This window comes from Chryseobacterium contaminans (assembly GCF_001684955.1).
Lineage (GTDB): Bacteria > Bacteroidota > Bacteroidia > Flavobacteriales > Weeksellaceae > Chryseobacterium > Chryseobacterium contaminans.
The window spans coordinates 1-25,434 of the sequence record NZ_MAYF01000303.1 but is presented as its reverse complement, the minus strand read 5'-3'; the positions used below and the strand labels follow the sequence as shown (position 1 = coordinate 25,434).

Below are 25,434 nucleotides of genomic sequence, written 5' to 3'. Positions count from 1 at the left end.
AGTAGTCTTCCTAATAAACTTCCTTCATACATAGATTTTCCAAGCATGATAAGCAGGAGATCATAATGACCTTTGTTGGTAATGCTTGTGAGATCATTCTCTATATCGGTAGAGGCTTTAAAAAGAGTAGTCACCTCCAGATTGAGCTCGTGCGATTTTTCTATGACATTCTGAAACTGGGATTCCTCATATTCATCCATATCATAAGCATGCAGTTCATTTACCGGAGCAATATTCATGGCGGTGATGCTTTTATTGCCATTCATTTTATGGGTGAAATCATAAGCCAGTTTTAGCAGTGTACTTCCGGATTCTGGCTTGTCAAAAGATAATAAAACCCTGTATTTTGAATCGTTGGCTGCATCAATGGATTCATCTTCATCTTTTTTAGACTTGAAAATAAAATTAATAAAGTCTAAAGCCGGACCTGTCATAAAAGTGGTAAACAAAGCCATAATGACAAGCATGGCAAAGATTTCAGGACCTAATACCCCAAGGTCATAGCCAATGTTCAGAACGATAAGCTCCATTAATCCTCTGGTGTTCATCAACGCTCCGATAGTTAAACTTTCTTTCCAATTTATTCCGACAAATTTGGCGGTGAGGGCGCTTCCTGCAAACTTTCCAACGACTGCCGTCAGGATAATAAATCCTGCTGTCATCCAAAGATGGCTGTCATTTAATAGGCCGATTTGGGTACGAAGTCCTGTGAAAACAAAGAATAACGGAAGAAGCAGTACCAATGCCACATCCTCTACTTTATCAATAAATAAAGTTCGGAATTTGGTGTTTTCCGGCATAATGGCTCCAGCCATAAAGGCTCCGAATAAAGCATGGATACCGATCACTTCAGTAATATATGAGGACAGGATCAAGGTAAGGAAAAAAATAGCGACCATCGGTTTGCTGATCGTACTTTTTCCAACCTGAAGATCTCCGATTCTTTTCAGGAACGGTCGTACAATTTTAATCATCAGAAATACATAAGCAACAGCCATAATAATGACATAAATGGAACTTGTAAAGGAACCTGCTTTTACAATGGCAATTACTGCAGCCAGAATACACCATGCGGTAATATCGTCTGCTGCGGCACAGGTAATAACAATGGTTCCAAGCTTGGTTTTCTGAAGATTCCTTTCCTGAACGATCCTTGCCAATACCGGAAAGGCTGTAATACTCATGGAAATGGCTATAAATAAAGCAAAAGAAGTAAACTGAATACCCGCAGGTGAAAATTCCTGATAAATAAAATAAGACAATCCAATTCCGAGTGCAAAAGGAATGATGATGCTGGCATGGCTGATGACCACAGCATCATGAGCTTTCTTTCTTAAAACACTCAGGTCCAGTTCCATTCCTACAATATACATGAATAGGATAAGTCCTATTTGGCTTAGAAACTGTAAATTACCCAATGATTCTTTTGGGAAAAGAAATGCTGAAAATTCAGGAAAATACATTCCTACAAGAGAGGGACCCAAAACAATACCTGCAATCATTTCCCCAATCACAGAAGGCTGTTTGATCTTCATACAGATCCATCCGAAAAGCCTTGCCGTAAGAATAATCGTAACAATCTGTGCCAGTAATAATGCTAAAGGGTGATGAAGATTTGTTTTAAATGACTCCTGAAAGTTGTCCCATGTAGATCCGGCACTTGTTTTAGTGACAATATTTTCCTTGATCTCCAATGTCTGTCCTTCAATAATGAAAAAGTACATCAGACAGGAAAAAACCGCTATGGTCGTAATGTAGAAAATTAAATTTCTGTATTTCCCCCAATTCATGATTCCTAATATTTTGATGCAAAGTTGGTGAGAATATGCTTAGGTTAAAACACTTTGTTTTTAAAATGTAATGAATAGGGTGAAAAATGTAATAAAAATCTTAGTGTTGAAATAAAGCTTTTAAATGTTCTTTTGTCTTGAAACAAAAGAACGAAAAATTCAAGACTTGGAAACTTCCGCTAAAAATGAAGACTGTTCTCTAAAAACTCTAAACTCGTGCGGTAGCCATCTATTTTTATTATCAACATTTGTCCCGCACTCAAACAATAGAGTTTTCTTAACGTTCACAGCCTTCATTTTTTTTACGCTCCAGTTTCCTAGGTCGCTTAAAAAGCCATCAGATTAACTTTGTTTGTGAAGTGGATTTAGAAGCTATTTGGTAAACCATTCCATTAATGAACTTTTGTAAGCATCCCCAATCTGAAGCTTAAGAAAATGGTCATCCTCAGCAGGAATTGTAGTGATGACTTCACTGGTTCCCAGTGCTTTAATGGAAGATAAGGCAATGATCTCTTTTTTATTCACCTGTGCAAAATCTTTGGCTGGAAGCATTTCCAGAAGGCTTTTAAAATTAAGGTTCTTTAAAACGATGGTCGTTCCGTCATTAAGAATAATATCCTTATCGCGGCTATCGATTTCTGAAGTCTTGATATAAGCAATCTGTTCCGTTAAAATAACCGTTTTACCGATATTGCTGTTCCATTCGATGAAGGTTTTCTTCTGAACAGTGTTGATCTGCTCTTTAGCCTTTTCAAAAGCCTGGATCAGACGTTCTTTCTTGATCGGTTTTCTTACATAATCAACTACATTAAGATCAAACGCTTCTGCGGCATATTCTTTATAAGCGGTGGTGAAGATAATTTTTTTAGAACCTGAGATAATTTCTGCCACCTGAAGTCCTGTCATTCCGGGCATTTCAATATCCAGAATGCATAAGTTGCAGTCCAGGGAATCAATTTCGTTCAGGAAAATTTTAGGATCATTAAATGCTTTTACTACTTCTACATCATCAATTTGTTCGCATAGAAGTTTCAAATAGCTGATGGCCAATAATTCATCGTCCAGAATAACGCATTTTATCATAGAATTCTCCTAAGTTGATTTTTAATTCTGCTGTGAAGATACCGTTTTTTGAACTTTTTTCCAGCTGGTAATGGGTATTGTAGATCATTTTTAATCTCTGATCCAGAGACTGGCTTCCAAAACCGCTTTTTTCCTTTTCAAGGCTGTTCTTTAAAGAAGCTTTGTTAATTACTTTCATGGTAAATACCCTGTTTTCGAGTTCCATAAAAATGGAAATAAAAGAATCCTGAGCCAGGAAATCGGTGTGTTTGAAAGCGTTTTCAATAAGATCAACGGAAATAAGAGGAGCAAAAACCTTTTCCTCATAGATCGTATCCGTTTTATTGATCTTGAATTTAATTCTGAAGTCGAAGAGCGGGTTTACCTTAATTTTATTGATCTCAATAAGGCTTAAAGCGAAGTTAAGTTCCTCTTTGGGACTTACATATTTATTATTGCTTTCGTATAAAATATAATCCAGAACATTGGCCAGCTTATCCAGAGACATATAGGTCTGATAAGCATGTGACTGAACTGAATTAAGGATGTTTTTAAATAAATGCGGATTCAGTTTGGTTCCGATATGTTCTAAACGAACTTCATTCAGTCTCTGCTCAATGATTTTATTGGATTCTGAAAGCTTGGTATTGCTTTGTTTCAGCTTCTGATTCTGGCTGAACAGATAGATCATTGCTGCGAGAAAAAGGAAAATGGCAAAGACTCCGATGAATATCAGATAATCATGAATCATGTAGTAATTGCCTTCCATAGAATTATAGTTATTGAAACTATTTTAGCTTCTTAAGACTGTTGACAGTCAATGTTTCCTCACATTTTTCGAAAGTGATCTCATATGAAGGATTTTTTTCAGGATACGTCAGAAGATAATCCGGGCATGGTTTCTTTTGAGCATGACTTCTGTCGAAATCCACTTTTCCGTTGGTGATGATGCTGTCTTTTACAAACTTTTCATCAATCTTATAAGTAGCCATAGCAGCTTTAGCTTCATCGGAATATTTGAATTCTTTAGAAAGAGATTCTGCAATCACTCGGCTGTTCGGTAAATAACCGCTGCAGCTTGCCCCTTTTTTGTTTAATATAAAGAATACGATAATGAGCCCCGGAACGAAGCCTATTGCATAAAATTTAAGTTTTTTCATTTAGAAAATTAAAAGATTGATATCGTGGTATGTAAGTCCGAAACGGTCACAGATGATCTTTTTAGTATGTCTTCCCTTGTACATATATAAGCTCTGCTTCATTTCGTTTTTGCGGATCAGCATGTTTTCAAAGCCGCCCTCTTCGTCATAATTTAAAATATAGGAAAGGAAGAAGTTCGAGATAGCCTTTGTAGTGGTTCTCGGCATTCTTGAAGTAAGGTTCGGAAGTCCGCAGTGGATGACGCCATGTTTGATAACATAAGGATCTTCCATAGTGGTTAACTCTGAGGTTTCAATCACCTTACCGTTGTCTATGGTAATATCGATAATGACACTGCCTTTTTTCATTTTCATGACCATATCTTCCGTCACAATAGGCGTCATATTTAATCTTGGAAGTGCCCCGATGACTACATCAGCACGTCTTAAGCTTTTGCTGAGTTCTTTAGGATCGATGATGGAAGTCGGTACACGGCTGTCTACCATGGTGTGAAGCCTTCTTAATTTTGATAATGAGTTATCGAAAACCTTTACACTTGCTCCCAACCCGATGGCTGCCTTTGTGGCAAATTCACCTACAATTCCGGCTCCAAGGATTACTACCTCAGCGGGTCTTACCCCTGTAATTCCGCCAAGCATTAACCCATTGGAAAGTGCTAATAATTCTGAAGCATATAAAATGGAAACGGTTCCTGCAATTTCACCGATTAGCCTTACCAATGCCAGTTGTTTGTATTCATCTACGATAAATTCAAAGGCAATGGCATTTATTTTTTTCTCTGCAAGCTTAAGGAAGTACTCCTTGTCTCTAAGGTTGATCTGAAGTGCTGAAACCATATACGTATTAGGCTTCATATAATCAATTTCATCCAGAGTAGGAGGGTTGATCTTCAGGATCAGATCCTGCCCGAATGCCTCTTTAGGATCATTGGTGATTTTTGCCCCAGACTCAGAATACTGTAAATCTGTAAAAAATGAACCTTGTCCGGCCCCTGATTCTATGATAATCTCATGGCCGTGCTCTACCAATACCTGTACAGCGTCCGGAGTAATACAGGTTCTCCTTTCGTTAAGACAGGTTTCCTTAGGAATTCCAATACTGAATTGTTTTCCCTTCTTTATAACCTCCAATTTTTCCTCTTTCGGCATCAATTCTTCTTCTGTGAAAGGAGTAAAAATATTTGTACTCATTTTTAAATTAAATTATGTCTTACAGATTGTTATTTTAATACTGAATTAATAAGCAAAGATACATAATATTTACTCGAATGAAACTTCTCTGTTTTCACCCGTATTCACAATACTCATTGTGTGGTAGTTGAGCCCGTAGAGCTCTTCTTCATACACTTCCGGCCATTCAATGATGCATAGAAAAGAGTTGTCAAGATATTCTTCAATCCCGATATCATACACCTCTTCAATATTTTTCAAGCGGTAAAGGTCAAAATGGAAAACTTTTCCTTTTGGAGTATTGTATTCATTTACAATGGAGTAGGTAGGAGAGCTTACCTCATCATTACTTCCAAGGTTTTTAAGTAAAACCTGTGAGAAAGTAGTCTTCCCTGCACCCAGATTTCCTTTTAATAAAAGGATATTATGTTTTAACTCAGGAAGAATGCTGTCTACAACTTCCTGCCAGTCTTCGATGGTATGTATAGTGAACTGCATAGGCTTATTTGTCTGCAAAAATAATGAATAAGTTTTAGAGTGAGAGTTTTGAGAGTGGTAGTGTGTGAGTGTTGTAGAGTAAGAGAGCGGATAATAGGGAGAAAAGTGCTTTTCAATTTTTTGAGCCATTAAGGATTTTAAGGAGAGAAGAAGAGCAATGATATAGCTAAGGCTTTGGTGAAGTGGTATTCTTTATCCATCTTTGGTAATCTTAACTTATCTTAAGTTAACTTCATTTTTCTTAATGGTCTAATCCTGATAAGAATGTAATTTATTATTTTTACTCATAAGAATTAGATTATAACTCCCTTTTCAAATTTTCCAACTTGGATATAAAATACTTAATTTTGCAGCATGATTTCTAAGCAGACAATAGACAAAATTTTCTCAACGATACGTGTAGAAGAAATAGTGGGAGAGTACGTTCAGTTGAAAAGAGCGGGGTCTAATTATAAAGGACTCAGCCCGTTTCACGATGAGAAGACTCCAAGTTTTGTAGTGTCTGCCAGCAAGCAGATCTGGAAAGATTTCTCTACCGGAAAAGGAGGAACTGCCATCTCTTTCCTGATGGAGATTGAGAATTTTACGTATCCCGAAGCGCTTCGTCATGCTGCCAAAAAATACGGAATTGAAATTGAAGAAGACCAGCGTGAAATTTCCGAAGAAGCCAAACATGCTCAAACGGAAAAAGATCTGCTGTATAAAATTCATGAAGTTGCCAATACTTATTTTCAGGAGATCCTTTGGGATGATCAGGAGGGAAGAAGTATAGGATTATCCTACTTTAAAGAAAGAGAGCTTAGAGATGATATCATTAAGAAATTCCAGCTTGGATATTCTCCCGAACAAAAGAATGCATTTACAGCATATGCTTTGGAAAAAGGATATTCCAAAGAGATTCTTGAAAAATCCGGATTATCTATTTTCCCTGAAAATACGCCGGCGGGAGTCGACCGATTCCGTGAAAGGGTAATTTTCCCGATTCATAGCTTTTCGGGAAGGGTTTTAGGTTTTGGAGCCAGAATTCTTAAGAGTAATGTAAAAACAGCAAAATATCTCAATTCACCGGAAACGGAGATCTATCATAAATCCAATGTCCTTTACGGGCTCAACCAAAGTAAGCAGGCTATTTCAAGAAAAAACGGCTGTCTTTTGGTAGAAGGGTATATGGATGTGATTTCCCTTCACATGTCCGGAATTGAAAACGTTGTAGCCAGTTCAGGAACTTCCCTTACCACCGAGCAAATTAAACTGATTAAGAGGCTTACAGAAAACGTAACGATTCTCTTCGATGGTGATAATGCAGGTATTAAAGCCAGTTTCCGAAGTATTGATATGCTTCTGACAGAAGGAATGAATATTCGTGTTCTGCTTTTTCCGGATGGTGATGACCCGGATTCTTTTGCCAGAAAACATCCGCAGGAATACGTAGAAAAGTACATCGAGAATGAAGCGATGGATTTCATCGACTTTAAAGCGGAAGTGCTGTTAAGAGATGTCGGAAATGATCCTATTAAAAAGGCAGAGGCGATCCGTGATATCGTAAAATCGGTTTCCTTTGTACAGAATGCGCTGAAGAGAGAGGTATATCTGAAGGAAGTTTCCAATAAATTCGGACTTTCTGAACAGAGTCTTTTCAATGAGCTGGATGTTCAGAAGCAGATCACTCAGAATCAAACCCATCATGTTCAGCAGCAACAGAAGGAAAAAACGGCTCCAAAGCTGGAAATTGTTCCGCTGGATAAGGAAAAGGAAGATCCTTTCCTGTTTGATGTGCTGTTTATGGAAAATAAATTGGTAGATCATATGCTGATGTTTGGAGATGTTGTCCTGAAAAGGAGAGATGAGAATAATGAAGAATATCAGATCACAGTGATTGAAGAAATTCTTCATCACTTTGAAGAAGAGCAGTATACATTTTTAGTCAAAGAAAATGAGATCATTATCAATCAGATAAAGGAAGGAATCCAGAAAGATGAGTTGAGAAGTGGAAACTTTTTTGTATCTTTTATGGATGAAGAGATCACTACAAAGGTTGTGGACGCGCTTATTCCTTTGGATGAACTAGAAAACTGGGCTTCCAGGAATATTTATCCGCCCAATTATGGAGATAAGGTGGCAGATCAGATCAAAGGTGATGTTTTGCTGCATAAATACAGGTATATTGATTATCTGATTAAGGAAACAGCAAAAGAGTTGGATCAATATAGTACTACTGATGAAGGAAAGTATTATGAACTGATAAAAAAAATAACTTTATTGAAGCAGGCTTCCATCAGACTCAGTAATATGATTGAATATTCTCCGATCAAAGGGATTTATGTGGATAGAAAAAGATAGTTTAAAGACAAAAGGATTGGTATTCTGTGACAAAAAGTCCTATAAAATTTTAGGAATAAATATTGTAATTTAAACGTTGAAAATATTTTTTAAATAATACATAATATAAATATGGACATTAAAAAGGAATTCAGAGATTTCTCTGTAAAACATTTAGGAAACAACGGTTTGGTTACCGATCAGTATATGGGGATGTATGGCCCAACGAATTTAACTCCGTACATCATGGAAGAAAGAAGATTAAACGTTGCTCAGATGGACGTTTTCTCCCGTCTGATGATGGACAGAATTATCTTCCTTGGAACAGGAATTGACGATCAGGTAGCAAACATCGTTACAGCTCAGCTTTTATTCCTGGAAAGTGCAGATCCGTCTAAAGATATTCAGATCTATATCAACTCTCCTGGTGGTAGTGTATATGCCGGTTTAGGTATTTATGACACGATGCAGATCATTAAGCCGGATGTAGCAACAATCTGTACAGGTATGGCTGCTTCAATGGGAGCTGTATTATTGGTTGCAGGAGAAAAAGGAAAACGTTCTGCATTGAAGCATTCAAGAGTTATGATCCACCAGCCTTCAGGAGGTGCTCAGGGAGTAGCTTCTGATATGGAGATCAACTTAAGAGAGATGCTGAAATTAAAGCAGGAACTTTATGACATCATCGCTCACCATTCAGGACAAACTTACGAGTGGGTAGAGAAATCTTCTGACAGAGATTACTGGATGACTTCTGAAGAAGCTAAGAGCTACGGAATGGTAGATGAGGTTCTTCAGAGAGCAGAGAAAAAATAATTGATATTGCATCATAATGAAAAACGCATCCGAATTGGATGCGTTTTTTGTTTAGCCACAAATACACGAATTTTTTATAAGTGTTCCATGACAAATAATATAATGAGGAAATCACAATTGAAGACGTGATATTTCTTTCTACTTCTTCACAACCTTATGCACCGTAGAACCATTTTTAGTTTTAATCTCAACCCAATAAACTCCGGCTGTTAAAGTTTTAAGATCAATCTTCATTGATTGGGAAGTCATTATTTTCTGTCCTACAGAAGAATAGATATTGACCTCTCTGATATTTTCAGTAGTTTCAATCTGAATAAAATCACTCGTTGGATTTGGATAGATGTTGAATGATGATTTCTTATTCACCGAAGCAACAGACAAAGTAGCACTACTCGCTTCAGTAGGAGTAAAAGGTCTTCTGTCTCCGAAGCTTAACCCCATCCATGTATTGTTACTCAATTGTATCTGGCTGAGGTCTGCCTTTTTCTGCCAGCTTGAAAGATCTTTCCCTGTATATAGCTTCCAGCTCTCAGTTCCGGAGTTGCTTCCGGTAAAAGTATTTAATGATAAACTGGAGATTTGATTATTACTGGAAGTGAAATTAAAATAAGGAGCTTGTGACTGAATAAGTTGCAAAGCTTGTTCTGCTGTTAGAGTACCATTATATTGAATCCCGAAAACAAAAGAATTAGCATGACCATTGGAGCTATGAGTTCCAAAATCTACAACAACAAGACTTCTGTTACTTCCTGTTCCAATCCAGTTGGTAATTTGGGATGAGGTATACCATTGAGAATTGTAAGCAGGTATAGGTGTTGATGGCGGAGTATTGAAGCTGGTGGCATCAGTACCATAAGTAATACCGAACCATAAACCATCTGTTAAAGCAGTATAACCTACACCATTATTTTGATTGGACATATTCCCGGCATTTTGACCAGTCCATGTAATCCAGTAATCATCAGTGCTTGGAGTATGGTGATTGTATGTAAAACTGTATAGAAATCCTGAAGGAATGTCTGCCTCTATATTAGGTTCTGCTGCTACAATAGCGTTAATCATGTCTTCAGCCGTTAAATTATCATCATCAAAGCGATAACCCCATGCATAAGACGCAGGTGTATTGTTGTCATTAAAATCGGCAATGAAATAAGCCTTTTTAGAACCGGTCCCTACCCAAAACTTAATGTCGTTTTCTGTGAATTGGGCAAAGAAAAACTGCATACAAAGCAGTAAGAAAAAAAGATAGATTTTTCTCATAATATAATTAAATTAAAGTTTTATTCCCGAAACTTATTGACAGGATGGTTTTATCCTGAAATTAAATTGTATTCAAGGCAGGTCTCCTGGCTTGCATCCTATAACCAACCTTCCCGGAATATTGCTCCAGTGGTATCTCATAGCTACAGGTAAAAATCAGCTTACAGTTGCGGGTACAGCTCAGGATTTGAATATAATTCTCACCTGATTCCCTATTGTGAACAGTGTTCAACCTTAAAAACGGTGCAAATATATCATATAAATTTTGATATCCGTTTTGTGAATTATAGATCAGTTTCCAGTGTTTTTTGATTGTGGATTTTGTTGACTGATAATGAATTGGGGTTTTCGTTTTGATTTTGAAATTTAGATAGTATTTTTTGTTGTTTATATTGAATTAATCTCAGGGTTCTATTGTTAAAATAGAATTATCATTGCATTCAAGATAAGTTTATAATCAATTTATACTTTCGCGCCATAAAAGTTAATATGAAAAAATTACTATTATCTGTTTTGGTGATGTCTGTAGCATGGTCATGTAGTAAAGATGATGACAATACGATAAATAACCAGGATATCAATTATTCTAAACTTCCGCAGGAGTTTCCTTTTACAACACTGGCAACAGTGAGCGGAGTAGATGTAATTAATGGCGGATTCGGCTCTGGAGCGGCAGCTCACCCAACAAGAAAAGGAGAGTTTTATGTGATTACAGACCGTGGTCCGAACACAGATTACCTGAATGGGAAGAAGTTTTTAACGCCTAATTTTACTCCTACCATCATGCATTTTAAAATTAATGCAGAAGGAAAAATAGAAGTTATTAAATATATTAAACTTAAAAATCCATCCGGACAACCTATTACAGGACTTCCAAACCCTGCAGGAATGGGAAGTACAGGTGAAATAGCTTATGATGCTTCAGGAAATGTTCTGGGTACGGATAAATATGGTTTGGACAGTGAGAGTATTGTAGCTGCACCAGACGGTACATTCTGGGTATCTGATGAATACGGACCGCATATTGTTCATTACAGTGCTGATGGACTGGAACTGGAAAGAATAAGCCCGATAGGTGTAGATACAGGAAACAGAAAATTACCTGCTGTTTTGGCTAAAAGAAGAGCCAACAGAGGAATGGAAGGACTTTGTATAACTCCAGACGGAAAAACACTGGTAGGAACCATGCAGTCAATGATGTATGTACCATCAAAAGCATTGGCAACGAATAAAACTTTAACAAGAATAGTAACTTTCGATATCAGTACCGGAAAAACAAAACAATACCTTTATAAACAGGATGGCGGAGCTTCTGATTCTGTTTGCGATATTACAGCATTAAGCAATAATGAATTCCTGGTGATTGAAAGAGACGGTAATTTCGGAACACAGGGCGGAATTAAAAAGGTATACAGAATCAACCTAAGTGATGCAACGGATGTAACCGGAACAGATCTTGCAGCCGTAGACGGAATGAAGGTGAACAATAAAGCCCTTGAACAGTGCACCTGGGATGAGCTTACCACTGCGGGTATTAAACCTGTGACTAAAAAACTAGCTGTAGATCTTGTGGCAAAACTTGGTTATGAACATGATAAATTCGAGGGAATTGTTTATTTAGGAAATAATAAACTAGCTGTTTTTAATGATGACGATTTTGGTGTAGTAGATGATGGAAACGGAAACCCTAAAGCTAAAATCCTTCCTAAAACAGGGAAGGTTGACAAAGGAACTATGTATATAGTCGATATTCAATAATTAGATTTTTTTTAACAGAAAACGGCGGGATTTATTCCGCCGTTTTTTATGGTATGCAGTTTCAAGTATTCAATAGAAACGGGCTTTAGCCCGTTTAAATAATCATGAAATTTCCATTGGCTTTAGCCAAAACCTACAATAAGAGCCCTGTAAGTAATCTCTCAGACTGGTTTTTTCGGAGTCTATGTCATTCTGTAAGAATCTAAGCTGTTACTTTTGAATAATGATGTAGAGTTTCTTCCTTCGTCAGAATGACAAACCGTATGTTTATTTTCTTGTTTTTAATTGAATAGATAGTAGTATATATTCAATAGAAATGAGCTTTAGCCCATTTAGAAATGTTAATACAATCCATTGGCTTCAGCCAAAACCTATTACAAAAGCCCTTGAAAATTACTTCCAAGGGCTTTATTTTTATTTATTGTTGTTATCAATTAGTTGAAAGCCTCAATAATCTTAGAGAAATCCTCTAATTTCAAAGCAGCACCTCCAATAAGACCACCATCAATATCAGGTTGAGAGAAAATCTCTTTAGCATTGTCAGGTTTCACAGAACCTCCGTAAAGGATAGACACCTCATCAGCAACTTCCTGCCCATATTTAGCAGCAATGATGCTTCTGATGTGTGCATGAATTTCCTGAGCCTGCTCCGGAGTTGCTGTTTCTCCTGTTCCTATTGCCCAAACCGGTTCGTAAGCAATGACTACTTTTTTGATTTCTTCAGCAGAAAGAGTGAAAAGAGCAACTTCAGTTTGGTTTTTAACCACTTCAAGGTGTTGCCCTGCCTTTCTTTGCTCAAGAGTTTCTCCGTTACAATAAATTGGGATAAGCCCTTTATCTAAAGCTAATTTTACTTTTCTGTTGCAGTGAGAATCTGTTTCACCGTGGTATTGTCTTCTTTCAGAGTGTCCGATTAAAGAACCTGTTGCGTCAATAGATTCTAACATATCAGCAGAAATTTCTCCTGTATAAGCACCGCTTTCATGCTCGCTCATATCCTGAGAGAATACCCCGATTTCATCCTTTTCAAAGATGTCTTTAGCCATCATTAAATATAAAGATGGAGGAGCAATCCAAACCTCACAGTTGGTAGCATGATTGTTTTTATAGCTTAGTAACTGAATCATCAATTGTTGTGCATCAATTACATTTTTGTTCATTTTCCAGTTGCCTGCAACTATTTTTCTTCTCATAAGATTTATATTGATTTATTTTACTTTTAATTAAACTCGCACTTAAATCTGCATTATCTACAAAATCTGCGAGAGCCTTATTATTTATTAATCCCCTCTAATTTAAACATGAAAGCATACACCAAAGCAAGATCCTTCAGATAATCAAACCTTCCTGAGGCTCCGCCGTGACCATATTCCATATCTGTTTTTAATAATAAAACGTTTTTATCCGTTTTCATATCTCTCAGTTTGGCTACCCATTTAGCAGGTTCAAAATACTGAACCTGAGAATCGTGAAGTCCCGTTGTTACCAATAGATTCGGATAGTTCTTCTTTTCGATATTTTCGTATGGAGAATAGGATTTCATGTATAAATAAGCCTCCTTATTGTTGGGATTACCCCATTCATCATATTCGTTAGTCGTTAAAGGAATACTTGTATCAAGCATGGTATTCACAACATCTACAAAAGGGACCTGGGAAATAACACCATTCCAAAGGCCAGGACTCATATTGGCTATAGCTCCCATTAAAAGACCTCCGGCACTTCCTCCCTGGGCATATAAATGCTTTGGCGATGTATATTTTTCTTTCACAAGATATTCTCCGGAATCGATGAAATCGGTAAATGTATTTTTCTTTTTCATCATTTTCCCGTCTTCATACCATTGTCTTCCCATTTCCTGACCACCGCGGATGTGGGCAATAGCATAGGCAAAGCCTCTGTCCAACAAACTTAATCTGTTACTGTTGAAAGTGGCATCCATAGAATTTCCGTAAGAACCGTAAGCATACAGCAATAACGGACTGTTTCCATCTTTTTTAAATCCTTTTTTGTAAACTATGGAAATTGGAATCTGGGTTCCGTCCTTTGCTGTAGCAAAAAGTCTTTCAGTAATATAATTTTCTTTATTATAACCACCTAAAACTTCCTGTTGCTTCAGAAGGGTTCTTTTTCCTGTTTTTAAATCCTGTTCATACTGAGAACTTGGTGTAATCATGGAAGTATATCCGAAACGGAAATTATCGGTATTATATTCAGGATTTCCGGATGGATAAACAGTGTAAGCCGCTTCATCAAATTTCAGAAAATCTTTTTTACCTGTTTTTCTGTCATAGATCACCAATTGAGAAAGTCCGTTTTGTCTTTCACTGAATACCAGATAGTTCTTAAACTCAGTAATTCCTTCCATCAGAACCTCTTTTCTGTGTGGAATAAAATCTTTCCAGTTTTCAACACCTGTTTTGTTTAAAGGTGTTTCAACAACTTTAAAGTTAAGGGCATCCTTATTGGTGGTGATTAAAAATTTATCCTCCAGTGGAGTGACATCATACAGGACATCTTTTATTCTAGGCTGAAAAACCTTAAATGTTCCATTGGGATCACTGGCATCAAGATATCTGGTTTCGGAAGAAGTGGTAGCCTGAGAATAAATCATAATAAATTTCTCATTCTTGGATTTCCCTACACCAATATAGTTGGATTTATCTTTTTCTTCATATACAAGGGCATCCTTTGAAGAATCTGTGCCCAAAGTATGTCGGAAAATCTTTTCCGTTAAAAGAGTTTCCGGGTTCTTGGAAGTGTAAAATATCGTTTTGTTATCGTTCGCCCATGTGGCTGATCCTGTTGTGTTTTTAATACCGAGATCAATGGTTTTTCCTGTTGACAGGTCTTTTAAGAATAACTTATACTGTCTTCGGGATACATCATCTACACCATAAATCATTTTTGTGTTATCCGGACTGATACTGAACCCTGAAGCAGCATAATATGAATGTCCTTCAGCCTGTTGATCTACATCCAGAAGAATCTCTTCAGGAGCGGTAAGGCTGCCTTTTTTTCTGCAGTATTTAAAATACTGTTTTCCTGTTTCTGTACGGGTGTAATAATAATAGCCGTTCTTAAAAACCGGAACAGACTCATCTTTTTCTTTAATTCTGGCTTTCATTTCCTGGAAAAGCTTCTCTCTGAAAGGTTCTGTATCTTTCATCATGCCTTCCCAATAGGTGTTTTCAGCCTTTAAATAATCAACAACTTTGGTAGAATCTTTTCCCTTTTTAAAATAATCGATCATCCAGTAATAAGGATCGTTTACCTTATCACCGTGGATTTCTCTGATGTGTTCCTGCTTTTCTGCAACAGGAGCTTTCAGATCCGGAAATTTCTGAGATTGAAATGTAGATGCACTCATTACTAATAGTCCTAGATAAATTTTTTTCATGGTTTTTTATTTTGATGGAATTACAATCCCCATAAGTTTTTCAGCAGAACATAGAAAGTGTGTTCTTCTTCAGTGACCTTATTATCTGCTTTAATCAGAGACTTGGCAAACTGAACAAATTTTACACGCTCATCCTCTGTAGAATCATCATGGAAGCATCTTGCATGGAATTCAAAGTGGTCTTTCCATTCTTCGGGCTGTAAAAGAGCCAGTGTTTCAAGTTCATTATCAAGGTTCATTCTGAATGGAAATTCATCCGCCAGATATTGCTGTACCAGCATTCCTTCTTCAGGAGCAAACTCTCCGTCTACAGAAGAAAGGATCATTAATAAGTGGTAACCGGCGATAGATTTATTTGATTTTTGCATGTTGTTTTATAATTAAATTTAGTGTTTAAGGTTAAAATGTTTCCAAGTTTGGAGCTCTGGTCTTTATTTTTGCTATTCACGATTCACTTGCAAAGCAAATAGACCATTCATATTTATTTTACATAATCCTTTGCAGGCTGTTTGTCAACTATTTTTCCATTTTGAAGAATAAGGACAAACGGGTTGCTTCTTGCAATGGTTTTAATGGCTGTACCATCCATCATGGCATTTTTAATGGTTTTAAAAGTATTCTGATCTGTTGAAACGCCATAGATAAGTGCTCCTTTCTGCGTATTTACTTTAGCTTCAACTTTTTGAAGAAGATTAGCAGAAACCTCTTTCGGATGATAAGAAAATACTAAAATAGCTTTAGGTGCTTTGATAATCTCGTCAGTAAGTTCCATTCCTGTAGGATCTTCAATCTTGAATTTTACGATCTCAGATTTATATCCTTCTTTTACAAGTACAGATTCATTCTTTCCTTCTTCAATCTTCCATGGAGAACCCTCTGCCCAGTATTTTGTTTCTTTAATATAATCATCCTGATTCACCTTTAAAACTTCTCCAGTTTTTTGGTTTTTCAGGGAATAAAAAGTCTTATATTCTGACGGGTTTTTATTGATTTTTTCTTTTTCTCCTTTAATATCTGATCCCACTTTATAATCACGGAAGTCGATGATCGGTTCATGCATAATTCCTTGAGCCATAATGTAAATCATTCCCAAAGAAAATACTGCGAAAAGAGCATATTTGAATTTGCCCGTAGATTCTTTTTTACTGCTGCCATATTCATCCGTTTTACGGAAGTCTTTTTTGTACAGAACAAACAGAAGGATAAGCCCAATAAGGAGAGCAACATCTTTAAAGAAACTCTGCCAAGGCGTAAATTTAATAGCATCTCCGAAGCATCCACAGTCTGTAACCACATTGAAATATGCGGAATAGAAGGTAAGGAAGCCAAAGAATACACAAAGTGCTATTAAGGCTGATAAGGTAAATTTAAGCTTCATTTTCAGCAGTAGCATAAATCCTAAGAAAAGCTCCAGCACAACAACGATAATTGAAAACAGCAGGGCAAATTTTTCAAAAAACGGCATATTGAAGACTGCAGGTGAAAAATATTCCTCCATTTTAAAGGAGAATCCTACCAGATCCACCGCTTTTACAAAGCCGGAAAGGATAAAAATAACTGCGATAATAAAGCGTAATAAACCTTTGATCATATTAAATAGTTTTGGGTTCGAATTGGTTCTTTTGTTCTGAGAATTTAATCAGGCAGAAAACAGCGTAATTCAGCATATCGAAATAGTTGGCATCAAGACCTTCTGAAACAATGGTTTTTCCCTGGTTATCCTCAATTTGCTTGGTTCTTAGTACTTTCTGATAAATAAGATCTGTAATGGAAGAGATTCTCATATCTCTCCATGCTTCCCCATAATCATGATTTTTTCTTTCCATTAAAGCCTGAGCTTCATGGGAATATTTGTCATACAGACTTAAAATTTCCTCCTTATTTTCATTAAAATCATTGGAAAGCCCCTTTTCAAGCTGGATAAGCCCAATGATAGAGTAGTTGACAATCGCGATAAACTCATCTACTTCACTTTCATCCACCATTTTTACATCAGTCATTTGCAGCGTACGGATTCTGTTAACTTTGATATAAATCTGATCCGTAATGGAACTTGGTCTTAAAACCCTCCACGCAGGCCCGTAATCCTGTAATTTTTTACTGAAAAGATCACGACACTGACTGATAATTTTCCCGAATTGTACTGATGTTTTTGACATAAAATTTCTTAATCTTCCAAATATACGAATTCGGTTTTGTTTATGAAATGAGTTTGATTTGAATCATATTTGTATGGTGTTGTAGAGTGGGAGAGTTTTAGGGTAGAAGGGTATTAGAGTGGTAGCGTACTAGCGTATTACAGTTTGAATATACTTGAGAATATGATATGTTGTAGAAACCATCTGTTATTTTTCTTGTTTTCTTACTTTTATTCCCTGTACAAATTGCTAATTTTGCAGTATATAAAATTACCCATTACCTATCATTCACTACTTATAAACCTCATGCTCCCAGACTCTCAAACCCTCAAACCCTCAAACCCTCAAACATACTCCATCAACTGCAATGGCAGACTGGTACAACTGGATACTCCAAAGATCATGGGAATCCTCAATCTTACTCCGGATTCATTTTCAGATGGTGGAAAATTCAATGATGAAAAACTGGCGTTGGAACATGCTGAAAAACTATTGAAAGAGGGAGCCGGAATTCTTGATATCGGTCCGCAATCTACCCGTCCCAATGCTGAATTTTTGAGCAGTGAAGAAGAGATCAAAAGAATTGGAAACGTGATTGCTAAGATCAAAAAAGAATTTCCGGAAGCATTGATTTCTTTGGATACTTTCTATGCGGAAACTGTAAGGTTTGGATTCAATGAAGGAATAGACATCATTAATGATATTTCAGGTGGACAGTATGATGAAAAAATGTTTGATACAGCAGCAGAAACTCAGCTTCCTTACATTTTAATGCATGTTAATCCATCCTATGAAACCATGCATGATAAAATTAAGTTTGAGGACATTACATTGGAAGTGAACCGTTACTTTTCTGAAAAGACTAATGAGTTGTTACAAAAGGGCGTGAAAGATATCATTTTAGACCCCGGTTTCGGATTTGGAAAAACGGTGGAAGATCAGATGAAAATGATTAACGAAGTTGAATATCTCGGTTTTGGAAAATTTCCTTTATTAATCGGTATTTCAAGGAAATCATTTATCTATAAGCCAATTGGAAAATCTCCGCTTGACATCAATGAGGAAACACAGAAATTACACATGAAAGTTCTGGAGCAAGGAGCCAAAATTTTAAGGGTTCATGATGTGGCTGAAGCAAAGGAAACACTCAGTCATTTTTTACAGAAAAAATAAAAAGTGCTAAAAAACTTGCAGGTTTTTAAAAAGTTTATACATTTGCAGTATGAATTTTATGAATCAGAAAAATATTATTGTCATTTCTATTGCAGCTGTTGTCATTTACAACAGTCAGGAAACGGCATTTTAAAATAGATTTTTATTTAAATTATATAGAAGCCGTTTCATTGTTGAAGCGGCTTTTTTTATTTTAATTTTTAGAGTACAATTATGTATCAGTTATTCGCAGTAATTATTATCGTCATTATTATTCCCTTACGTGTGTGAGACGGAAGATGTATGACTGTACATATATTGAGCCCTCTCACACTGTGAGAGGGCTTTTTTTATTCCCATTTCTTAAATTTTAACCCATTATAACATGTATTACAACGACGACACGGTCATCTATTTTGATGGAAATTTCATGAAAGCTAAAGACGCAGGAACCAACCTTTACGGACAATCCCTTCACTACGGATATTCAGTCTTTGAAGGAATCAAATCTTACAAGACAGCGCATGGAACCAGGATTTTTAAAGCAAAAGAACACTATGAAAGGTTGAAAAGATCCGCAGAGCTGATGCACATTCCTTTTGATTATTCAGTAGATCAGCTTACAGATCTTACGTATGAACTTTTAGAACTGAACGGCTTTACAGATGCTTATATCCGCCCTTTGGTAACCTGTTCTCCCAATATGTCCCTTTCAAAAGGTAAAGAATCTTACCTGTCTCTTCTGGCCTGGGAATGGAGCAATGGTTATCTGGCAGATAAAATGAAAATCATGACTTCCCCTTTCCAACGTCCTAATCCGAAAGCCTTCAAAGTGGAAGCAAAAGTTGGCGGACACTACGTGAACTCTATTTTGGCCTGTCAGGATGCCAAAGACAAAGGATATGATGAAGCTTTGGTCCTGGATGAAAGTGGAAATGTTGCAGAAAGCTCAGGTGCCAATGTTTTTTATGAAAAAGACGGAACATTATTTACTCCGGCAAAAGGAAATATCCTTCCGGGTATCACAAGACAGACTGTTTTTGAAATATGCAATGAACTGAATATTCCGGTTAAAGAAACCTTCTTCAAACCCGAAGAAATGAGAGGGGCAGATGCCGCTTTTTTCTGTGGTACAGCCGCTGAAATCGTTGCACTGGATTCTTTGGATGATGTCCCTTTCACCAAACAATGGGAAGATACTGCAAGTGAAAAGGTACAGCAGGCTTATTCAAAATTAGTGAGAGTTCTGTCATTGTAAATTTCTAAAATATAAACAACTGATTATTAATTTGTTATAATCTGATTTTAAACAATTGGATATTGTAGTTTCAGAAAAACTGAGCATTGGAAAAATATGACAAGCTGTAGTTTTGAACCAAAATTAAGTAAAAAAACAATCATTTAAAGAGACTGGAAGAACAGCAAATGCAGGAAAATATGTTAAATAAATATTCAAAAACATTCACGCAAAACAGTGAACAGCCGGCCGCAAAGGCAATGTTATACGGGATTGGCTTTACAGAAGAAGACATGCATAAAGCACAGATCGGGATTGCAAGCATGGGATACGATGGAAATACCTGTAACATGCATCTTAACGATCTGGCCAGAGTCGTCAAAAAAGGAACATGGGATCATGGATTGGCAGGGCTGATCTTTAATACCATTGGGGTAAGCGATGGGATGAGCAATGGAACGGATGGGATGCGCTATTCACTGGTAAGCAGGGATGTAATTGCAGACAGTATTGAAGCTATTTGCGGTGCCCAGTATTATGACGGGCTCATTGCTTTACCCGGCTGTGACAAGAATATGCCTGGAACCATCATCGCCATGGGAAGACTGAACAGACCTTCATTGATGGTATATGGGGGAACTATTGCCCCAGGATGTTACAAAGGTGAAACTTTGAATATTGTCTCTGCGTTTGAGGCTTTAGGGAAAAAGATTGCAGGAGAAATTTCAGAAGAAGATTTTGATGGAGTGGTCAAAAATTCTTGTCCCGGAGCAGGTGCCTGTGGTGGAATGTATACAGCCAATACAATGGCATCTGCCATAGAAGCACTGGGAATGAGTCTTCCGTATTCCTCTTCTAATCCGGCTTTAAGCAAAGAAAAACAAAATGAATGTCTGGAAGCCGGAAAATACCTGAAGATCCTTCTGGAAAAAGATATCAAACCTTCAGACATTATGACCCGCAAAGCTTTTGAAAATGCACTTCGTCTGATTGTGGTTTTAGGAGGCAGTACCAATGCGGTTCTTCATTTCATCGCAATGGCTAAAAGTGTGGGAGTATCTCTTACTCAGGATGATTTTCAAAAAATGAGCGATTGTACACCTGTTCTTGCAGATCTTAAACCAAGCGGAAAATACCTGATGCAGGATTTACATGAACATGGCGGAACGCCTGCAGTGATGAAATACTTGTTAGAGCAGGGGCTGCTACATGGTGACTGTTTAACAGTTACCGGAAAAACATTAGCTGAAAATTTAGAAAATGTTCCAACACTGGATTTTAATATTCAGAAGATTATAAAACCTCTATCAAATCCCGTAAAACCTACAGGACATTTGAGAATACTGTATGGAAACCTTGCCGAAAAAGGAAGTGTTGCCAAGATAACCGGTAAAGAAGGAGAACGGTTTGTTGGAAAAGCCCGTGTATTTGATGGAGAGAAAAACCTCATCAAAGGTATTGAAGATGGAACCGTACAACATGGAGATGTAATTGTAATCCGTAACGAAGGCCCCAAAGGCGCTCCCGGAATGCCGGAGATGCTGAAACCTACAAGCGCTTTGATTGGTGCAGGACTGGGAAGCAGTGTGGCTTTGATTACAGATGGAAGGTTCAGTGGCGGAACTCACGGTTTTGTTGTAGGACATATCACTCCGGAAGCCCATGAAGGTGGGTTAATCGCTTTTGTAGAAGATGATGACCTTATAGAAATTGATGCTGTTAATAACACCATACAGCTAAAAGTTTCAGAGGAAGAGATTGAAAAAAGAAAGAAAGGCTGGCAAAAACCTGCTTTAAAAGTGAAAAAAGGATTGCTTTACAAATATGCATTAACTGTATCATCCGCCGCTGAAGGCTGTGTAACGGATGAAATTTAAAATCAGAGAGTATGAAGAATTTAAATCAATCAACAGCTGCAGAACTCAGCGGAAGCCGGATTATTCTTGAAGCCTTTCTTCAGGAGGGGGTGAAAACAGTATTTGGATATCCGGGAGGTGCGATTATTCCTATTTATGATGCCCTTTATGATTACAAAGATCAACTGGAACATATTCTTGTCCGCCATGAGCAGGCAGCAGTGCATGCTGCACAGGGGTTAGCCAGAGTTTCCGGGAAAGTAGGTGTGGTTATGGCTACCAGTGGTCCGGGAGCCACTAATCTGGTGACAGGGTTGGCAGATGCTTTACTGGATAATACACCGTTAGTTTGTATTACCGGACAAGTGTTCGATCATCTTTTAGGAACAGATGCTTTTCAGGAAATTGATGTGATGAATATCACCAGCCCCGTTACCAAATGGAATTATCAGGTAACGGATGCCAATGAGCTTCCTGAAGTGTTAGCTAAAGCATTTTATATAGCAAAATCCGGCCGTCCGGGACCGGTACTTATTGATGTGACTAAAAATGCACAGTTGCAGAAAGTTGAATACAAAGGATATTCACCTTGTCATTCTTTGAGAAGCTATAAACCGGATCCTGTTCCATCATTGGAATATATTGAACAGGCGGCAGAACTAATTAACCAGGCAGAACGTCCGTTCATTATTGCCGGACAGGGAATTATGCTGGGAAAAGCAGAGCGTGAGTTTTTAGAATTTGCCGAAAAATCAGGAATCCCGGTAGCATGGACGGCCTTGGGAATAGGTGTTTTGCCTACGGATCATCCACAGGCAGTAGGAATGGTAGGGATGCATGGAAATTATGGTCCTAATATTTTAACCAATCAATGTGACGTGCTGATTGCCGTGGGAATGCGTTTCGATGATCGTGTAACCGGAAAATTGGATCAGTATGCCAAACAGGCTAAGATTATTCATTTTGACATTGACCGATCTGAAATCAATAAAAATGTAAAAGCAGATGTTCCGGTTCTTGGAAACTGTAAAGAAACCTTACCGATTCTTACCACATTGATTCAGAAAAGAGAACATCCGGAATGGCACCAAAGGTTTAAAGACTGTCTGGAAGTGGAAAGTATTAATCTCATCAATGAAGAATTATATCCCAGTGAAGAAGAGATCACTATGGGAGAAGTGATCAGATGCCTCAATGAAATGACGAAAGGAGAAGCCGTGATTGTAACGGATGTAGGACAACATCAGATGGTAACCTGCAGATATTCCAACTTTCAACATACCAGAACTAATGTTACAAGTGGCGGATTGGGAACAATGGGCTTCTGCCTTCCCGCTGCCATAGGAGCAACTTATGGAGAACGTAATCTGCCTGTTATTGCAGTAATGGGAGATGGAGGTGCGCAGATGAACATTCAGGAGCTGGGAACCATCATGCAATATCATCCTCAGGTTAAAATTTTAATCCTGAATAACAGCTATCTCGGTATGGTAAGGCAGTGGCAGGAGTTGTTTCATGAAGAGCGATATTCTTCCGTGGACATCCAGAGCCCGGAATTTGTGCAGGTGGCAAGTGGATATCATATTCCGGGAAGAAAAGTGAGTCAGAGGGAAAATTTGAAAGAAGCCCTTGAGGAAATGCTTAGTCATAAAGGAGCCTTTCTGTTGGAGGTAATGACAGGTAAAAAACACAATGTATTTCCTATGATTCCCCAGGGGAAAAGTGTTTCAGAAATTGTATTGAACCATAAATCATAAAATCAACGAAAATGAGAACAGAAAATAAAGAATACACCATAACAGCCTATACAGAGGACTGTTTGGGACTGATGAGCAGAATCAATGCTATTTTTTCAAGACGCAGGATTTCCATAACCCATTTCAATATGGGACCGTGTGAAACAGAGAATGTAAAAAAGTTTGTCATTATCATCAGAGAAACAGAAGAATCTGTTCAGAAGATTACCAGACAAATGGAAAAACAGGTAGATGTATTGGAAGTTCATTATCATAAAAATCCATATCTCACAGCAATAGAATACGCTAGCTAATAGCTATGAACAGCTAAAATAACACTTGAGATATTTTTAAGTCACAAGCTGTATGCATATCAAGTACCCTTAAGCTTTTTTGAAAATCTGTGATTTTCATCTTATGTGAACTTCTTATTCAGCATTATTTAAACTTATTAAAGTGAACTTAAGTGTTACAATAAAATCTTTTTCACTTACTATTTCTTAAAAGGTAAGTGTTATCAAACAGTATTAAACAACAAAATAAAATTATAGAAAATGGCAAAATTAAATTTCGGAGGAGTAGAAGAAAATGTAGTAACAAGAGAGGAGTTTCCACTAAATAAAGCTCAGGAAGTATTAAAAGAAGAGGTAGTAGCGGTAATCGGTTATGGAGTACAGGGGCCAGGACAAGCTTTGAACCAGAAAGATAATGGAATTAATGTGATTGTAGGTCAGAGAAAAAATTCTAAATCATGGGATAAGGCTGTAGCAGATGGTTTTGTACCGGGAGAAACTTTGTTTGAAATAGAAGAAGCATTGGAAAAAGGAACCATTATCTGTTATTTATTGAGTGATGCCGCACAGATTGAATACTGGCCGAAAGTTAAACAGCATCTTACTCCCGGAAAAGCATTGTATTTTTCTCATGGCTTTGGAATTACCTTTAATGAACGTACAGGAATTGTTCCGCCGGCTGATGTAGATGTTTTTCTTGTAGCACCAAAAGGATCAGGAACTTCATTGAGAAGAATGTTCCTTCAGGATCGAGGATTGAATAGCAGTTTTGCCGTTTACCAGGATGCAACAGGAAGAGCCAGAGAAAGAGTGACGGCTCTTGGAATTGCCATAGGAAGCGGATATTTATTTGAAACAGACTTTAAAAAAGAGGTATACAGCGATCTAGCCGGAGAAAGAGGAACATTGATGGGAGCTGTACAGGGAATATTTGCTGCACAATATGATGTATTGAGAAAGAATGGCCACAGCCCATCAGAAGCTTTCAATGAAACCGTTGAAGAACTTACCCAATCATTGATGCCATTGGTAGCAGAAAACGGAATGGACTGGATGTATGCGAATTGCAGTACAACCGCTCAAAGAGGAGCTTTAGACTGGTGGAAACGTTTCAGGGATGCAACTTCTCCTTTATTTGAAGAATTGTATGATAATGTTGCCAAAGGAAACGAAGCTCAAAGATCTATCGACAGTAACAGTAAACCTGATTACAGAGAAAAATTAGAAGTTGAGTTAACAGAGTTAAGAGAAAGCGAAATGTGGCAAGCAGGAAAAACGGTACGAAGCCTGAGACCTGAAAATAATTAATAAAAAAGAACGATGAGGACGGGAGAAACTTATTTATCCGTATTGGATACTGTTTACAAAGCAGCGGAAAGACTTAAAAATGTATGCGTAAGAACGCCATTGGCTGTTAACAACAATTTATCAGGAATTTATAATGCCCAGGTGCATTTTAAAAGAGAAGACCTTCAAAGAGTAAGATCTTATAAAATTCGTGGGGCTTATAACAAAATGTCAACCATGTCAAAAGAAGACCGTTCCAGAGGAATTGTTTGCGCCAGTGCAGGGAATCACGCCCAGGGAGTAGCTTTTGCCTGCAATACAATGATGGTAAGAGGAACCATTTTTATGCCTTTGCCCACACCGGGACAAAAACTGGAGCAGGTGAGAATGTTTGGTGGAGACTCTATTGATATTATTCTGCATGGAGACACTTTTGATGAAGCAAAAGATGCTGCGATGAGGTTTTGTAGTGAAAATAACGGAACATTCATCCATCCTTTTG

General features: G+C 37.4%; 22 protein-coding genes and 1 riboswitch. Of the genes, 10 read left to right on the top strand and 12 right to left on the bottom strand.

Annotated elements, in window-relative coordinates; all coding sequences use genetic code 11:
- The 6 genes from BBH99_RS14800 to tsaE form a co-directional block, all read right to left on the bottom strand.
- A partial coding sequence (locus BBH99_RS14800; protein ID WP_066697300.1) for a cation:proton antiporter occupies positions 1-1,790 on the bottom strand: 1,790 nt, incomplete at its 3' end.
- A 372-nt stretch (positions 1,791-2,162) separates the two neighbouring features.
- Complete coding sequence (locus BBH99_RS14795; protein WP_066697296.1) at positions 2,163-2,873, bottom strand: LytR/AlgR family response regulator transcription factor; 711 nt, start codon at positions 2,871-2,873, stop codon at positions 2,163-2,165.
- Positions 2,845-3,621 (bottom strand): histidine kinase, encoded by a 777-nt coding sequence (locus BBH99_RS14790; RefSeq protein ID WP_083188843.1) that lies wholly within the window; start codon positions 3,619-3,621, stop codon positions 2,845-2,847. The genes BBH99_RS14795 and BBH99_RS14790 overlap by 29 nt, the downstream gene beginning before the upstream one ends.
- Before the next feature lie 19 nt (positions 3,622-3,640).
- Positions 3,641-4,012, bottom strand: coding sequence for a DUF4258 domain-containing protein (locus BBH99_RS14785; RefSeq protein ID WP_066697293.1), 372 nt, complete (start codon positions 4,010-4,012; stop codon positions 3,641-3,643).
- Entirely contained in the window at positions 4,013-5,203 is a 1,191-nt protein-coding gene (locus BBH99_RS14780; protein WP_066697290.1) for an alanine dehydrogenase, read from the bottom strand. It abuts the gene before it with no gap.
- Positions 5,204-5,272: 69 nt separating this feature from the next.
- Positions 5,273-5,680 carry a tRNA (adenosine(37)-N6)-threonylcarbamoyltransferase complex ATPase subunit type 1 TsaE gene (tsaE, locus tag BBH99_RS14775; protein ID WP_066697287.1) on the bottom strand — a complete coding sequence of 136 codons (408 nt, stop codon included), beginning with the start codon at positions 5,678-5,680 and terminating at the stop codon, positions 5,273-5,275.
- 354 nt (positions 5,681-6,034) lie between these two features.
- On the opposite strand from tsaE, the gene dnaG reads away from it, so the two are divergent.
- Positions 6,035-8,020: a DNA primase gene (dnaG, locus tag BBH99_RS14770; protein ID WP_066697285.1), complete on the top strand. Its 1,986-nt coding sequence runs from the start codon at positions 6,035-6,037 to the stop codon at positions 8,018-8,020.
- A gap of 111 nt (positions 8,021-8,131) precedes the next feature.
- Positions 8,132-8,815: an ATP-dependent Clp endopeptidase proteolytic subunit ClpP gene (clpP, locus tag BBH99_RS14765; protein ID WP_066697282.1), complete on the top strand. Its 684-nt coding sequence runs from the start codon at positions 8,132-8,134 to the stop codon at positions 8,813-8,815.
- 138 nt (positions 8,816-8,953) lie between these two features.
- Here the strand turns inward: clpP and BBH99_RS14760 are convergent, their stop codons facing one another.
- The gene (locus BBH99_RS14760) at positions 8,954-10,075 is read right to left on the bottom strand and encodes a T9SS type A sorting domain-containing protein (RefSeq protein WP_083188842.1); all 1,122 of its coding nucleotides are present in this window, start codon (positions 10,073-10,075) and stop codon (positions 8,954-8,956) included.
- 59 nt (positions 10,076-10,134) lie between these two features.
- A riboswitch (cobalamin riboswitch) is annotated at positions 10,135-10,327 on the bottom strand.
- Positions 10,328-10,564: 237 nt separating this feature from the next.
- Between BBH99_RS14760 and BBH99_RS14755 the strand changes: the two genes are divergently transcribed.
- Positions 10,565-11,833 carry an esterase-like activity of phytase family protein gene (locus BBH99_RS14755; protein WP_066697266.1) on the top strand — a complete coding sequence of 423 codons (1,269 nt, stop codon included), beginning with the start codon at positions 10,565-10,567 and terminating at the stop codon, positions 11,831-11,833.
- 434 nt (positions 11,834-12,267) lie between these two features.
- Here BBH99_RS14755 and tpiA read toward each other — a convergent pair whose 3' ends face one another.
- From tpiA to BBH99_RS14730, 5 genes are all read right to left on the bottom strand, one after another.
- Positions 12,268-13,026, bottom strand: coding sequence for a triose-phosphate isomerase (gene tpiA, locus BBH99_RS14750; RefSeq protein WP_066697264.1), 759 nt, complete (start codon positions 13,024-13,026; stop codon positions 12,268-12,270).
- Between the two features lie 80 nt (positions 13,027-13,106).
- Complete coding sequence (locus tag BBH99_RS14745) at positions 13,107-15,233, bottom strand: S9 family peptidase (protein WP_066697261.1); 2,127 nt, start codon at positions 15,231-15,233, stop codon at positions 13,107-13,109.
- Between the two features lie 20 nt (positions 15,234-15,253).
- Positions 15,254-15,601, bottom strand: a complete 348-nt coding sequence (locus BBH99_RS14740; RefSeq protein WP_066697257.1) for a TerB family tellurite resistance protein — start codon at positions 15,599-15,601, stop codon at positions 15,254-15,256.
- A 113-nt stretch (positions 15,602-15,714) separates the two neighbouring features.
- Positions 15,715-16,824 (bottom strand): BT_3928 family protein, encoded by a 1,110-nt coding sequence (locus tag BBH99_RS14735; RefSeq protein ID WP_066697254.1) that lies wholly within the window; start codon positions 16,822-16,824, stop codon positions 15,715-15,717.
- Between the two features lies 1 nt (position 16,825).
- Positions 16,826-17,392, bottom strand: coding sequence for a DUF1599 domain-containing protein (locus tag BBH99_RS14730; protein ID WP_066697252.1), 567 nt, complete (start codon positions 17,390-17,392; stop codon positions 16,826-16,828).
- 285 nt (positions 17,393-17,677) lie between these two features.
- On the opposite strand from BBH99_RS14730, the gene folP reads away from it, so the two are divergent.
- The 7 genes from folP to BBH99_RS14695 all read left to right on the top strand — a co-directional run.
- A complete protein-coding gene (gene folP / locus BBH99_RS14725; protein WP_066697250.1) occupies positions 17,678-18,544 on the top strand; it encodes a dihydropteroate synthase in 867 nt (288 codons plus the stop codon).
- 364 nt (positions 18,545-18,908) lie between these two features.
- Entirely contained in the window at positions 18,909-19,781 is an 873-nt protein-coding gene (ilvE, locus tag BBH99_RS14720) for a branched-chain-amino-acid transaminase (RefSeq protein ID WP_066697248.1), read from the top strand.
- Between the two features lie 179 nt (positions 19,782-19,960).
- On the top strand, positions 19,961-21,637 hold the full coding sequence (gene ilvD / locus BBH99_RS14715; RefSeq protein ID WP_185111091.1) for a dihydroxy-acid dehydratase: 1,677 nt from the start codon (positions 19,961-19,963) through the stop codon (positions 21,635-21,637).
- A gap of 11 nt (positions 21,638-21,648) precedes the next feature.
- On the top strand, positions 21,649-23,373 hold the full coding sequence (gene ilvB, locus BBH99_RS14710; RefSeq protein ID WP_066697243.1) for a biosynthetic-type acetolactate synthase large subunit: 1,725 nt from the start codon (positions 21,649-21,651) through the stop codon (positions 23,371-23,373).
- An 11-nt stretch (positions 23,374-23,384) separates the two neighbouring features.
- Entirely contained in the window at positions 23,385-23,666 is a 282-nt protein-coding gene (locus tag BBH99_RS14705) for an ACT domain-containing protein (RefSeq protein ID WP_066697240.1), read from the top strand.
- Positions 23,667-23,906: 240 nt separating this feature from the next.
- A complete protein-coding gene (gene ilvC, locus BBH99_RS14700; RefSeq protein WP_066697237.1) occupies positions 23,907-24,953 on the top strand; it encodes a ketol-acid reductoisomerase in 1,047 nt (348 codons plus the stop codon).
- 12 nt (positions 24,954-24,965) lie between these two features.
- Positions 24,966-25,434: pyridoxal-phosphate dependent enzyme (locus BBH99_RS14695; RefSeq protein WP_123873193.1), on the top strand; the 469-nt coding region annotated here is incomplete at its 3' end.